Source organism: Streptomyces griseus (assembly GCF_001715295.1).
Classification (GTDB): Bacteria; Actinomycetota; Actinomycetes; order Streptomycetales; family Streptomycetaceae; genus Streptomyces; species Streptomyces griseus_G.
This window is the reverse complement of record NZ_MDKB01000001.1, coordinates 480,383-494,216: the sequence shown is the minus strand read 5'-3', so window position 1 is coordinate 494,216 and position 13,834 is coordinate 480,383. Positions and strand designations below refer to the sequence as shown.

Below are 13,834 nucleotides of genomic sequence, written 5' to 3'. Positions count from 1 at the left end.
CGGACGTGCACGGATGCGCGTCCGGCCGGTTTACGCGCATGGACGCCCGTCGACGGAACGTTCCGTCGACGGGCGCCGCGCATACACGGATACCCTTGGCATGTGACCGACGCCCAAGAGACCGCAGCAGACACTTCACTGCGAACCACCGGGGGCGCCCCTCCGGACGACGTCGCCCCGGCGCCGATCCCCTTGCTCGAACCGCGCGAGGGCATTCCCCCGGTGGTGGCGACCGACGATGCCCTGGCCGAGGTGATCGCGGCCTTCGCCGCGGGCACCGGCCCCGTCGCCGTCGACGCCGAGCGCGCCTCCGGCTATCGCTACGGGCAGCGCGCCTACCTCGTACAGCTGCGCCGCGAGGGCGCGGGCAGTGCGCTGATCGACCCGGTCGGCTGCCCGGACCTGTCCGGCCTGGGCGAGGCCCTCGCCGGGACCGAGTGGATCCTGCACGCCGCGACGCAGGACCTGCCCTGCCTGCGCGACATAGGCATGATCCCGACCTCGATCTTCGACACGGAGCTGGCCGGACGGCTGGCGGGATTCCCCCGGGTCGGTCTGGGCGCCATAGTGGAGAACGTCCTCGGCTACGCGCTGGAGAAGGGCCACTCCGCGGTCGACTGGTCCACCCGCCCTCTGCCCGAACCCTGGCTGCGCTACGCCGCGCTCGACGTCGAGCTGCTGGTGGACCTGCGCGACGCCCTGGAGAAGGAGCTGGACCGCCAGGGCAAGCTGGAGTGGGCCCTCGAGGAGTTCGACGCCATCGCCTCGGCCCCGCCGGCTCCCCCGCGCAAGGACCCCTGGCGCCGGACCTCCGGCATGCACAAGGTGCGCCGGCGCCGCCAGATCGCGGTCGTACGGGAGCTCTGGACCGCCCGCGACCAGGTGGCGCAGCGCCGCGACGTCTCCCCCGGCAAGGTGCTCGGCGACGCCGCGATCATCGAGGCGGCCCTGGCCCTGCCGGTGAACGTACAGGCCCTGACCGCCCTGCCCGGCTTCGGCCACCGCATGGGCCGCCGCCAGCTGGAGCAGTGGCAGGCCGCCGTGGACCGGGCGAAGCTGCTGCCCGAATCGGAGCTCCCCCAGCCCGGCCAGCAGCCGGCGGGCCCCCCGCCGCCGCGTTCCTGGGCGGACAAGGACCCGGCCGCCGCCGCCCGGCTGTCGGCGGCCCGCTCGGCGGTCTCGGAGCTCGCGGAGCGGCTGCGCATGCCTCAGGAGAACCTGATCACCCCGGACACGGTGCGCCGGGTCTGCTGGGAGCCGCCCGAGGTGCTGACCCCGGAGACGGTGGAGAGCGCCCTCGCGGCCCACGGTGCCCGTCGCTGGCAGATCGAGCAGGTCGCCCCGCTGCTCCTGCGGGCCCTGGCCGCGCGCGCCTGACACCGCCGGGTCGGTCCGTCCCCCTACGGCCGGCCCACTCCGGTCGGCCCGGGGCGGGCCGGACCGCGCCCGCGCGCACATCACCCCCGTACGCACGCACACCACCCCCGCGCGTACGGCCCGGACGGCCGGGCCGTACGCGTCGTACGCGTGCTCGAATCCCCGGAATGCGTGCGTGTCGGGGCGGTTCGCGCGCCCCACCCATCGGCGAGGATCGGATCCAGGGTCGATTTCACGCCAGTTCCTGCGGCCCCCGGCGCGGCCGCGAGCATCCCGGGCCGTGTGACCTTCACCGCTCCCGCCGTGGGGGGTGGGCAGTCTGGTTACCCGCAAGTAGCATGAGGGGCGCGGCGCGCTCACCGGCGCGTCCCGCAGCAGTGCCATCCCGCACCCTGGAGGAGAGCCACCGTGCCTCGTACCATCAGGGACGTCGTCTTCGTCGACGGCGTCCGCACCCCGTTCGGCAAAGCGGGCCCGAAGGGCATCTACCACGAGACCCGCGCCGACGATCTCGTCGTGAAGGCCATCCGGGAGCTGCTGCGCCGCAACCCGGACCTGGACCCCGCCAAGATCGACGAGGTCGCCATCGCCGCGACCACCCAGATCGGCGACCAGGGCCTCACCCTCGGACGCACCGCCGGAATCCTGGCCGGTCTGCCGCAGTCGGTGCCCGGCTACTCCATCGACCGCATGTGTGCGGGCGCCCTGACCGCCGTCACCTCGACGGCCGGTTCCATCGCCTTCGGCGCGTACGACGTCGTCGTCGCCGGTGGTGTCGAGCACATGGGCCGTCACCCGATGGGCGAGGGCGTGGACCCGAATCCGCGCTTCGTCTCGGAGAAGCTGGTCGACGAGTCCGCCCTCTTCATGGGGATGACCGCGGAGAACCTGCACGACAGGTACCCCACGATCACCAAGCAGCGCGCCGACGAGTACGCGGTGCGCTCGCAGGAGAAGGCCGCCAAGGCGTATGCCAACGGCACGATCCAGCAGGACCTGGTGCCGGTCTCCGTGCGCCGCACCAACCCGGAGGCGGGCGAGACGGGCTGGGGCCTGGTCACCGCCGACGAGCCGATGCGCCCGGGCACCACGATGGAGTCCCTGGCCGGCCTCAAGACCCCGTTCCGCGCGCACGGCCGGGTCACGGCCGGCAACGCCGCGGGGCTCAACGACGGTGCCACCGCCTCCCTCATCGCCGCCGAGGACGTGGCCCGCGAGCTGGGGCTCCCGGTCAGGATGCGCCTCGTGTCGTACGCCTTCGCGGGTGTCGAGCCCGAGGTCATGGGGTACGGCCCGATCCCGGCGACGGAGAAGGCCCTGGCCAAGGCCGGTCTCTCCATCGACGACATCGGTCTCTTCGAGATCAACGAGGCGTTCGCCGTGCAGGTGCTCGCCTTCCTGGAGCACTACGGCATCGCCGACGACGACGCCCGCGTCAACCAGTACGGCGGCGCGATCGCCTACGGCCACCCGCTGGCATCCTCCGGCGTCCGCCTGATGACCCAGCTGGCCCGCCAGTTCGAGGAGCAGCCGGAGGTCCGCTACGGCCTGACGACGATGTGCGTCGGCTTCGGCATGGGGGCCACGGTCGTCTGGGAGAACCCGCACTTCGACAACGCAGCCGGAGGCAGCAAGTGAGCACCGCCACCACCGACCTCCTGAAGGGGGCGGCCGCGCTGTTCCCCGGCGAGGTCGTCACGCAGGCCCACGTACGCCACCTCGACCTTCCGGCGGGCGCCGGCAGGTTCGCCCTGATCACGCTGGACAACGGCCTGGACCACACCAAGCCGACCACCTTCGGACCGCAGTCGCTGGCGAACCTGAACGCCGCGATCGACCAGGTCGAGAAGGAGGCCGCCGAGGGCGCGGTCACCGGTGTCGGCATCACCGGCAAGCCGTTCATCTTCGCGGTCGGCGCCGACCTCAAGGGCGTCGAGCTCCTCAAGGACCACAAGGACGCGCTGGCCATCGGGAAGGGCGGGCACGACGTCTTCCGCCGCCTGTCCGGCCTGGCGGTACCGACCTTCGCGTACTACAACGGTGCGGCGATGGGCGGCGGTGTCGAGGTCGGCCTGCACTGCTCGTACCGCACCGTCTCCGCGGCGGTCCCCGCTTTCTCGCTGCCCGAGGTCTTCCTCGGCCTGGTCCCCGGCTGGGGCGGCTGCGCGCTGCTGCCCAACCTGATCGGCGCCGACCGCGCCGTCACGGTGATCATCGAGAACTCGCTCAACCAGAACCGCCAGCTCAAGGGCAAGCAGGTCTTCGAGCTCGGCATCGCCGACGCGCTCTTCGAGGGTGCGGACTTCCTGGAGCAGTCGCTGATCTGGACGGCGGCCGTCCTCAAGGGCGAGATCGCCGTCGAGCGTCCCGAGGTCGACCGGGGTGACGCCTGGGACCAGGCCGTGGCCCGCGGCAAGGCCGTCGCCGACTCCAAGGTGCACGGCGCCGCCCCGGCCGCGTACCGCGCGCTGGAGATCATCGCCGCGGCCAAGGGCGGCGACCTGAGCGCCGGCTTCGACGCCGAGGACCAGGCCCTCGCGGACCTGATCATGGGTGGCGAACTGCGTGCGGGGATCTACTCCTTCAACCTGGTCCAGAAGCGCGCCAAGCGCCCGGCCGGCGCACCGGACAAGGCGCTGGCGCGCCCGGTCACCAAGGTCGGCGTGGTGGGCGCGGGCCTGATGGCCAGCCAGCTCGCCCTGCTGTTCCTGCGCCGCCTCGAGGTCCCGGTCGTCCTCACGGACATCGACCAGGAGCGCGTCGACAAGGGTGTGGGCTACGTCCACGCCGAGATCGAGAAGCTGCTCGGCAAGGGCCGCATCAACCAGGACAAGGCCAACCGCCTCAAGGGCCTGGTCTCCGGGGTGCTGGACAAGGCGGAGGGCTTCTCCGACGCCGACTTCGTCATCGAGGCCGTCTTCGAGGAGATCGGCGTCAAGCAGCAGGTGTTCGCGGAGGTCGAGGCGGTCGCCCCGGCGCACGCGATCCTCGCCACGAACACCTCGTCCCTCTCGGTCACCGAGATGGCGTCGAAGCTGAAGAACCCCGAGCGGGTCGTCGGCTTCCACTTCTTCAACCCGGTCGCGGTCCTGCCCCTCCTGGAGATCGTGCGCGGCGAGCAGACCGACGACGCCTCGCTGGCCACGGCCTTCGGCGTCGCCCGCAAGCTGAAGAAGACCGCGGTGCTGGTGAAGGACGCCCCGGCGTTCGTCGTCAACCGCATCCTGACCCGCTTCATGGGCGAGATCCAGAACATCATCGACGAGGGCACCCCCGTGGCGACGGCCGAGAAGGCCATCGAGCCCCTCGGGCTGCCGATGTCCCCGCTGGTGCTCCTGGAGCTGGTCGGCCCGGCCATCGGCCTGCACGTCTCGGAGACGCTGAACCGGGCGTTCCCCGACCGCTTCACGGTGTCCGGGAACCTCGCCGCCGTGGTCAAGGCCGGCAAGCGCGGCTTCTACGTCTACGACTCCGGTAGGCCGGAGCTGGACCCGGAGGTCGCCGCCCTCCTCGAGCAGGGCGACACCGTCCTGACCGAGGACCAGGTCCGCGAGCGCGTGCTGGACGCGGTGGCGCAGGAGATCGGCCTGATGCTGGACGAGGGCGTCGTCGCCGAGGCCCAGGACATCGACCTCTGCCTGATCACCGGCGCGGGCTGGCCCTTCCATCTGGGCGGCATCACGCCGTACCTGGACCGCGAGGGTGTCTCGGAGCGCGTCAACGGCAAGCGGTTCCTGGAGCCGGGCGTGGCGAGCGTTCCGGCGTAACACTCACTCCGGCCGGACGGACGACACTCGGGCCGCACAGGGTCTCTCCCCTGTGCGGCCCGAGCGCGTGCAGTACACCCGCGGGGACGCCGCTACCACCGGCCGGCGAACGGAAGGTGCTCGCACGGGTCGGCGCACGGCTCCCTGGACGTCGTCGATTCCCTGATCCAGTTGCCTTCGGGAATGCCGTGCACGCGCAGCGTGTGCCGGGTCGGCGCGGAGTGGAGGGCGCTGAAGACGGTGACGAACTCCAGGAGGTGTGTTCCGGGCTTCCAGTCGTGCGCGTGCGCGACCTTCCACGTGCCGTCCTCCTGGACCGGGGCGCTCGCGATCAACCGTTCGTTCTCCATGATCGCCACATGGGAGGCGCCCCGCATGGCGGTACCGGAGAAGCGGGGCCGGGGTCCGCTCAGTTTCCCCTCCCGCGGGCCCAGGACCACGGGGGGCTCGACGGTCTCGACGACGGTGAAGTCCACACCCCCCACCGGAGACACCCCGTGCTCGGTGAGACCGACCGCGTGGACCGACCACTCTCCCGCCGCCCACCTGAAGGCTCTTCGCCAGATCCACTTGCCCCCGGCGCCCACGTGGGCACCTCCGACGTACGCACCGCGCTCGAAGAACAGGATGTACGAGGTCCCGGGATCCACCGTGCCGGAGAACTTCTGCAGGCCGCTCACGACCTGTCCGTTGCGCGGGCCGGCGAACACAGGGGCGGAGCCCACGCGTGCCTCGCTGTGCAGCGCGTATTCCGGGGCCTCGACGGTGAACTCGGAAGAGAACGGCGGGTACGCGGAGGGGACGGACACGGCCGCCCGGTCGACCATCCCGAACGGGAGACCGACCGCGTTGTCCAGGCCGATCGCGACGAGTCTCGCGACCTCGCGGGCACCCGCCTCGTTGAAGTGCGAGGCGTCGATGAGACCGTCGGGATGATGCGGATGCTCACCCGCGTCGACCCATCGGTAGAACTGCCTCGCACGCTGCGGTCCCAGCTCCTGAAGCATCCCCGTGGTGAGCTGATTGAGGTCCACGAGCGGTGTACCGGTCTCGGCCGCCACCTCCCGGATCAGCTGCGGGTAGCCGTCGCGGGTGTCCGCCACCGAACCGTCGGGCTCGAAGACGCAACGCGCGACCGGGGTCATGAGGAGCGGGATCGCTCCCTCCTGCTGAACAGCGGCGAGGTACAGGTACAGGAACTCCCTGAACTCACGGTACCCGTGGTAGCGGACCGGATTGTCGATGCGCTGTTCGACCCCGCCGAAATCGATGGCGACGACGTCTCCGGGGCTCAGCAGATTCAGCAGCGAGATAAAACGGTCCGTGTAGTAGGCACGGGCCGTCATCGCGTCGCGCGCGTAGTTGCGCACCTCGAAGTACGGCGTCAGGAAGTCGCCCAGAAACTCCCCCCAGCCGGCCAGCGGGCGCTCCTCGGCTTTCCGTGATGCGGCCACCGAATTGCCGATGATGCAGAACTTGCTCATGTACCTCTCCTCGCCCGTCACCCTTCGCCTTCCGGTCGGGTACCGCTCTTCTCTAGTGCCGCGGCAGGCAACGTTTGCCCGTCAAGGAGCGGCGTCGGGTGCGTGCTCTCGGCGTGCCGGCCGGAAGTCCTTGTACTGGACGTACTTGGGCTTTCGGCCGGTGCGGCGAGAGTGCGTGCCGGGCGTCGCGACGGGGCGAACGTGGCCTGTTGCGGCACTAGAGCGGCCACTCCGGAAGTAGGCCGCCGTGGTAACGCTGGTTACGCGGCGCGCCGTACTCGAACTGACTGGCCACAGGGAAGTAACTGGGGAGGAACGCCGCGAGGATCGCGTCCTGTTCCTCCTCGGGCACGTCACCGTCGTGGAAGTCGTTGAGGCAGAAGACGTCGTTGGGGCGACTGGTCAGCAGGCGGTTCAGACGGGTCCGGTGCTCACTGAGGCCGACGTTGACGAAGCCGCACGAGATGGATCCGGGCACCCCTCTGCCGGTGTGGAAGGCGAAGTAGTGGTGGAGCGAGGACGCGATGGACACATCACTGTGGCTGCGCAACCTGCTCGCGGAGGTCTGGGCGACCTGCTGCGGATAGGCGCGTTCGAGATCCTCCATGACACTCCTGCGGAGCACGTACGGCGCGTGCAGGAAGGAATGCGTGAGTGTCTGGCCGAAGCTGGAGGCGATCAGTTCGCGGTTGTTCTTCGCGGCACTGATGTTGAAGTCGTCGGTTGCCAGCGGGGGCAGCATGGGCACTGCGGTCGGCGACAGGAAGTGCTTCGCCTGACCGTTGCCCAGGAAGAAGAGACTCGGCAGTACGGTACGGCCGATGAAGAAATCGTCGTTGAAGTAGAGAAAGTGCTCGGCGAGCCCGTCGATGTGATGCAGCCGGCTCTCGATGGCGTGCGAGTTGAACGTGGGAAGCGCACCCTGGTCGCCGAAGATCTCGGTGTGGTCCACCACGCGTACCCGGTGGTGCGACTGGTCCAGCCAGGAAGGCACCTGCCGGTCCGTCACGATGTAGATGTTCCGGATCCACGGCGCGTACATGTCGATGGACCGGAGCGAGTAGCGGAGCTCGTCCCGGCTACGGAACCGGGCGGCGCTGGCCGCCGCGTCCACGGTCTCCAGGCCCAGGTACGAGAGCACCTGGTTCTTCCGTTCGAGCCACTCGACGTCCGAGCCGTCGACCCAGGTGTAGACGGCGTCCACGGGGAACCCCACGTCTCCGTGGAGGGCGTTCGCGAACGGAGCGATGGTCGGGTACGTACGCCCGGAGAGCACGGTCGACGTCTGACGCATGGAGTGCTGGGAGATCCGGTCACCGATCAGGGTGCGGGTGGGCGACACAAGGATGTCGCTCTCCTCGGGGTCGTTGTCCCAGAAGGAGATCGTGCAGCCGTACACCGCCCCCAGGCGCAGCGTGCGCGAGGTCGACACCACGTTCTGGTAGATCCGGACACCCGAGCACGGCTGGTCGGTGTACTCCCCGAGCAGCCCCGCGAGAACGGTGGTGACCGGGTTCTGGCGGTCGTTGAGGAGACCGGCGTAGACGCCTTCGTGCCGGTACCGGCCGGCCAGGGATTTGAGTACCGTCTCGCGGTACGAGCCGTGCACCGCCACGGTCTGCCGGACCATGGTGTCCCTCACGACGAGGTAAGGGACGTCCGCCGCCTCGAGCGCCGTCGCGGCGAGGGCGAGGTTGGCCTGCACGATGTCGAACGGCGACTCCGCATCGGTGACGCGGCACAACTGTCCGCCGTCCTTCACCAATTCGGGCCTGCCCTTGGCGACCTGCTGTTCCAGCTGCCGGTGTGCGCGGGAACGGTCCTGGCTCGGCGGGGCGGGCGCGGCCGCCGCCACGGCACCGTCCGGACCGCTGTAGGCGGCGTGCAGCGCCGACCGGTCGGCCTTCGCCGCGGCCCGGCCGCCGTTCTCCCGCTCGTCCACCAGGCCCTGGAAGAAGGTTTCCCAGCGCGCGGTGACCAGGGGCGGTGCGAACCTGGTGATCGAGTCCGCCGCCGCGGCGCCCATCCGGTGGCGCAACGGGCCGTCCGTCATGAGCTGGTGCAGCCGCCCCGCAAGCGCCTCCACGTCGCCCGGCGGCACCAGGACACCCGACTGCCCGTCGAGAATGATCTCGCTGGGACCGTTGGGGCAGTCGTAGGACACCACGGGTACGCCGGCCGCCTGGGCCTCCATGAGGACGAGGGGGAACGCCTCGTTCTTCGAGGTCATCAACGCGATGCTGGCCTTGGCCCACTCCTCCGCGAGATGAGGCGAGTTCCCGTTCAGCTGGACACAGTCCTGCAGTCCCAGTTGAGCTGTCTGCCGTCGCAGCGCCCCGCTCATGGGGCCGTCCCCGAAGATCTTCAGGGTCCAGCCGGGGTGGTGGGGTGCGAGCAGTGCCCACGCTTCCAGGGCGTGGTCGAGCTGCTTCTCGCCCACCAGCCGGCCGGCTGTCACGACGGTCCTCGTCTCCAGCGTCGAGCGGGGCCGGAAACCGGCCGGCAGGGCGTTGGGTACCACCTCGATACGCGGAGCGGCCGCTCCGAGGGTTTCGGCGAACCAGTCCCGGGTGCGCTCGCTGAGCACCGCCAGGGCGTCAAGGCGTGCCGAGTACCGCAGAAGTGGCTCTCCGCTCGTGCCGCGCAGTTCCGAGACCCGGTGTTCCTGGTGCACGGTGATCACCGCGGCGGGCGCCAACTGCACGGCCAGGGCCATGAGCGCCGGGGTGGTGGTGACGAGGATGTCGGTGTCGGTGTCCTCCAGTGCGAGGCCGAGTTCGACGTCGGACAGTCTGTTGAAGGCCGCTTCCCAGGCACGGTCGACCAGGCTGCTCGGCTGCGCCGCCAGCGCCGCGTACACGGAATCCGCGAGATCCGCTCTGCGCAGCGGGCGCTGGACGGGTCCGGTCATGTCGACGAGGTAGTCCACCCGGACGCGTTCGTCGGGTGAGAAGAAGAGTTCGGCCTTGCTCTTGAAGACACTCAGGACCCGGACGTCGTGACGCTCGGCGAGTTCCGCCGCCTGGTTGAACACCGCCCGCTCCGTGCCGCCCACGGCGTCGGCGGTGGTCAGCAGAAAGGTGATCTTCATGTCCCGCTCCGCCCGGCTTCGGGCATACGGCTGCACGTCACGCGGAAGTTGCCCGCGGGTGTGTAGCGCGGGTGCACCAGGAGGGGGTTCCGGCCTTTCGGGGCCACACTCGCCTGCGTCATGGCGAATACCCGGAGCGGATTACGGACGTCGTGCAGACGTCGTCCGAGGCGCATGCTGCGGATGCCGGACGCGCAGAAGGTGACGTCCCAGTGCTCGGTCGCCCTGCGCTCCGGCGTCATCTGTTCCAGCGGGACGACCGTGCGCCACATCCCGTCACCGACTTCTGTGACGGGCTGCTGGATCCTGCGGCCGGAGGCGATGAACTCGGTCCACGGCTCGACGGCTTCGGTCCCGAGGACCCGGAAGTCGACGGTGAGCCCCGTGTGGAAGAGCTTCACCTTCACCACCTCGGCGGACGGCCGGGCCCGGGAACTGACCACCCGGAGGTGGCCGGTGAGCGTGCGCCCCAGCCGGTACCGTCTGCCGCTGACCGGCGAGACGGACATGGGCATGGTGGGTCCGCCGTACGGCTTCGGCGGCTCGAGGAGAAGCAGCGGGAAACGGCTCTGCTTACGCCCCGTCCGGGTGGTCAGCACGACCTTCCAGCGCCCGTCGTCCACGGGTACGCCGCCGGCCTCCGCACCCAGCAGGACCGCGGCGTCCATGAGGAGGCGGCCCTCCCGGTCCTCGTACACGCGTGCCGGACTCCCGTACCGGCGCCGTCCGCGCCTGATGAGCAGTTCGGCCTCCTCGGGGAGGCGCGCGGCCTCCGGGAGTACGGCGTGCAGGTTCACCGTCTGGCCGTCGAGCACCGCCGCGTAGACGAGACGTGCCGCGCTGCGGGAGCGCAGGGGCACGAAGAGGCGTCGCATGAGCCAGGCGCGGAGCGGGAACACGCGCGCGGCCAGCCGGCGGCGTACGGCGGCGAGGTGCCTTCGGCGGGGCATCATCGGCCTGCTCCCAGTTCTGCGGTGCGCCGCGTCGGCATGCCTTCGGCTCCGGGGAGCTCGTAGGGGCTCGGGACGGGGAAGTAGTCGTTGAGGAAGCGTTTCACCATGCGCTCCTGCGCGTCCGGGTCGGCCGGGACGATGGTGTCGTTGATGCAGAAGGTGTCGAAGTCACGCCGGGCGACCAGTCGGTCCAGTCTCCGCTGGGCCAGCGCGTCACCGATGTCGACGTACACGTACCGAAGGTTGCCGAGGGTCGCACGGGCCTGGTGGTACGCGTAGTAGTGGTGGAGCGAGGACGCGATGGGGATGTCGTGCGGTGAGCGGAACCGGGAGTGCTGGGTCACCCAGTGGGCCCGCTCGTAGGTCTGCTCGATCTCGGCGAGCACGGAACGGCTGAGCGCGTGGGGCGTGTGCTTCATCTTCTGGGAGATGACGGTGCCGAACTGCTGGGCGATGAGCCCCCGGCTGTTCTTCCCGGCGGCGTTGACCGGCAGGTCGTCCGGGGTGATCTGCCCGGACGGGATGAGGGCCTTCGACGTGAAGAACTTCGTCAGACCGTTGGGGTGGAAGAAGTGGCCGGGGCCGACCGGCCTGCCGAAGAAGACGTCGTCGTTGAGGTAGAGGAAGTGTTCCGCCAGGTCACCTATGTGGTGCAACTGGCTCTCTATCGCGTGGGAGTTGAACGTCGGCAGCGCGTGGGGGTCGGAGAATATCTCGCGGTGGTCGACGACACGCAGGCCCGGGTGCTCGGAGTTCAGCCAGCCGGGAGCCTGACCCGCCGTCACCAGGTAGATGTTCCGCACCCACGGCGCGTACTGGTGGATGGAGCGCAGGGAGAACCTGAGCTCGTCCCTGCTGGTGTACCGGGCGTCGTTGTCGGCCTGCTCGTGCAGTCGTTCCGTCGTGTCGGGCGTGAGGGAGCGGCGGACGGCGTCCTTGCCCGCGCGCCAGACCGGATCCGCGTCGTCGACCCATGTGTAGACGACGTCGATCGGGTACCTGTGGTCACCGGGGAGCCGGGCCGTGAACTCGGAGACCGTGCGGACGTAGCCGGTGTGGTACGGATCGGGGACCGTGCTGAACACCCTCTGCTCCACGACGCGGAACTCCGGATCCGCGGGCAGTTCCGTGACCACGGCGTTGGGCCGGGGAGCCACCAGCTCACCGTCCTTCTCCGCCCAGAACTCCAGGTCACAGCCGGATTCCGGACCGAAGACCAGTCCCCCGGTCGGGTCGCAGACGTTCCAGGTCAGCCGGAGGACCTTGCTCGACCTGAGCTTGTTCCAGGTCTTCGCCGACGCACCCGGCCGCAACTGCCCGCCCGAGACGTCACGGACGTAGCCGGGGTTGCGCCCGAAGGCGATCTGCAGGATCTCCTCGACATCGCCGCGGTGCCGCGACGACACGGCGACACACGGAATGTCCTTGCCGGTACCGCGGACCGCGAAGTACGCGATCTCCGCGTCCTCCAGGATGGCGACCACCATGTGCAGGTTCCGCGCCCGTGCCGCCCACTCGGTGGCACCTCTGACCACGGCCGCCCGGACGTGCTTGCCCTCGATGCGGACCACGCGCAGGGAAGCGTCCAGGCTGTGCCGGGCCGGGTTGCGCCGGCCGCCCAGAGCCCTCACGACCACCGCGGAGCGGGCGGAGTCGAAGGTGGCCAGGAGGTGCATGACCAGGTTGCGCAGCGGGACCGGCACCCGGCTGACGATGCGGCGTCGCGCCCGGACGGGAACGAGCGACCGGTAGGTGGAAACGAGCGCACTGGTCTCAGGATTACTCACGCCGGCCACAGAATTACCGCACCATCCATACACCCAGGGGGCAATTGAGCCCGGTCCCGCGCCGTCATCCGTAGAGCAGACCCTGCTCCACGACCCCATCACCGGAGACAGGTAGGCGCCACAGAATATTCACACCTTGAACATTCAATGTCCATCTTTGATCGATGGATCAACTTATCCGTTACATACATGCAATCGGCGGGCCATGCCGCCGGTGAGAACCGTACGTGTCGCGAAGCTGCTGGTCAGACGCGCACCGCGGGCCCCATGACCAGGCCCGACGCCGGGGTCTGCTCGGCGACGCGCAGCTCGCCTTCCTCCCCGAGAACGGCGATCAGCAGGCGCCCGTACACGTCACGGATGAGAGCCGGTGGCCCCACACACCGTTCACCGGTCGGTGCCCACCAGAGACCCGCGGACTCGTTCTCCGTCGCGCACGCCGCCAGCATCACGTCGCCGTCGGTACTTCGGTGGGCCAGCACCGTGCAGTCGTAGCCGTCGAGCGCCATACGCAGCGCCTGGATGCGCCCGCTGACCGGGCCTCCGCCGAGGGGGATGACCCAGCTGCCGGGTCGATGCGCGAAGACGCCCCCGGTGGCGGCGTCGGCCCAGTAGTAGGTGAAGCGTTCGGCCGCCGTCTCGATCCCGGTCAGCGTGCCCGGCGCCGGCGCGATGTGGATGTTGGGGCAGCGCTCCGGCTCACCGTCCGGCTCGGACTGCCGCCAGCGCATCGTGCGGCCGACGGTGTCGGGGACCAGCAGTTCGATCCGGCCGGAGGCCGACGCAACGGCCACCGCGCCTTCCTGCGCCAGCTGTCCTTTCAGGCCCTTCCACGCAGGCCACCGGCCGTTGGCCGCTTCCTGCCGCATCATCACACCGCCGTCGGCCCTGGCCAGGAAGACGTGAAGACGCCCCGTGGCACTCACCGCTCCACCGGGACCGGTCACCGCACGGGCCCGCTCCGGGTCCTTGTGCGGATTGCCTATCGTGTGCCACTGGGTGAGAGGGCGGCCCGTCTGGTACTGGACGGCCTGCACGACCGCCACGGAATCGCCGTCGGCCGACACCCGCCTGCCCACGAAGTGCACGAACCCGTCGGCTCCCTGGGTTATCGACAGGTGGGTCAGGCGAGGAGCGGGCAACAACTCGGGCTCGCCCCAGTCCGCCGCCCCGGCCCGGCGTTGCGTCCAGCGCACGAGGCCGCCTTCCGCGCGGGCGAACGCGGTCAGCCGGTCGTCCTTGCCCATGAAGAGCCGCACCCCGTGCTCGCCGACGGGACGGAACGGCTCACCCGCGCGCCCGGCGGACGTGGAGGCGTCCGCCCGCGCAGCACCTCGCCCCGCCCTCGTTCGCATCAGGTTCCTTCGTCTCTTCC

Annotated in this window: 8 protein-coding genes; 3 read left to right on the top strand and 5 right to left on the bottom strand. The window is 70.0% G+C overall.

The features are described from left to right. Positions 1-102: 102 nt before the first annotated feature. The 3 genes from BA175_RS01720 to BA175_RS01710 all read left to right on the top strand — a co-directional run bounded on the left by BA175_RS01720 (position 103) and on the right by BA175_RS01710 (position 5,144). Complete coding sequence (locus BA175_RS01720) at positions 103-1,377, top strand: HRDC domain-containing protein (RefSeq protein WP_069169387.1); 1,275 nt, start codon at positions 103-105, stop codon at positions 1,375-1,377. Positions 1,378-1,785: 408 nt separating this feature from the next. Beyond that, positions 1,786-3,015, top strand: coding sequence for a thiolase family protein (locus BA175_RS01715; protein WP_069169386.1), 1,230 nt, complete (start codon positions 1,786-1,788; stop codon positions 3,013-3,015). Next, positions 3,012-5,144 carry a 3-hydroxyacyl-CoA dehydrogenase NAD-binding domain-containing protein gene (locus BA175_RS01710; RefSeq protein ID WP_069169385.1) on the top strand — a complete coding sequence of 711 codons (2,133 nt, stop codon included), beginning with the start codon at positions 3,012-3,014 and terminating at the stop codon, positions 5,142-5,144. The genes BA175_RS01715 and BA175_RS01710 overlap by 4 nt, the downstream gene beginning before the upstream one ends. Positions 5,145-5,236: 92 nt before the next feature. Here the strand turns inward: BA175_RS01710 and BA175_RS01705 are convergent, their stop codons facing one another. The 5 genes from BA175_RS01705 to BA175_RS01685 all read right to left on the bottom strand — a co-directional run bounded on the left by BA175_RS01705 (position 5,237) and on the right by BA175_RS01685 (position 13,814). Continuing rightward, a complete protein-coding gene (locus BA175_RS01705; RefSeq protein ID WP_069169384.1) occupies positions 5,237-6,628 on the bottom strand; it encodes a GDSL-type esterase/lipase family protein in 1,392 nt (463 codons plus the stop codon). A gap of 217 nt (positions 6,629-6,845) precedes the next feature. Then, complete coding sequence (locus tag BA175_RS01700) at positions 6,846-9,719, bottom strand: stealth conserved region 3 domain-containing protein (RefSeq protein WP_069169383.1); 2,874 nt, start codon at positions 9,717-9,719, stop codon at positions 6,846-6,848. Beyond that, positions 9,716-10,672 carry a hypothetical protein gene (locus BA175_RS01695; protein WP_079159333.1) on the bottom strand — a complete coding sequence of 319 codons (957 nt, stop codon included), beginning with the start codon at positions 10,670-10,672 and terminating at the stop codon, positions 9,716-9,718. The genes BA175_RS01700 and BA175_RS01695 overlap by 4 nt, the downstream gene beginning before the upstream one ends. Then, positions 10,669-12,468, bottom strand: coding sequence for a stealth family protein (locus BA175_RS01690; RefSeq protein WP_175420727.1), 1,800 nt, complete (start codon positions 12,466-12,468; stop codon positions 10,669-10,671). The genes BA175_RS01695 and BA175_RS01690 overlap by 4 nt, the downstream gene beginning before the upstream one ends. 236 nt (positions 12,469-12,704) lie before the next feature. After that, a complete protein-coding gene (locus BA175_RS01685; protein WP_069169382.1) occupies positions 12,705-13,814 on the bottom strand; it encodes a hypothetical protein in 1,110 nt (369 codons plus the stop codon). Positions 13,815-13,834: the final 20 nt, after the last annotated feature.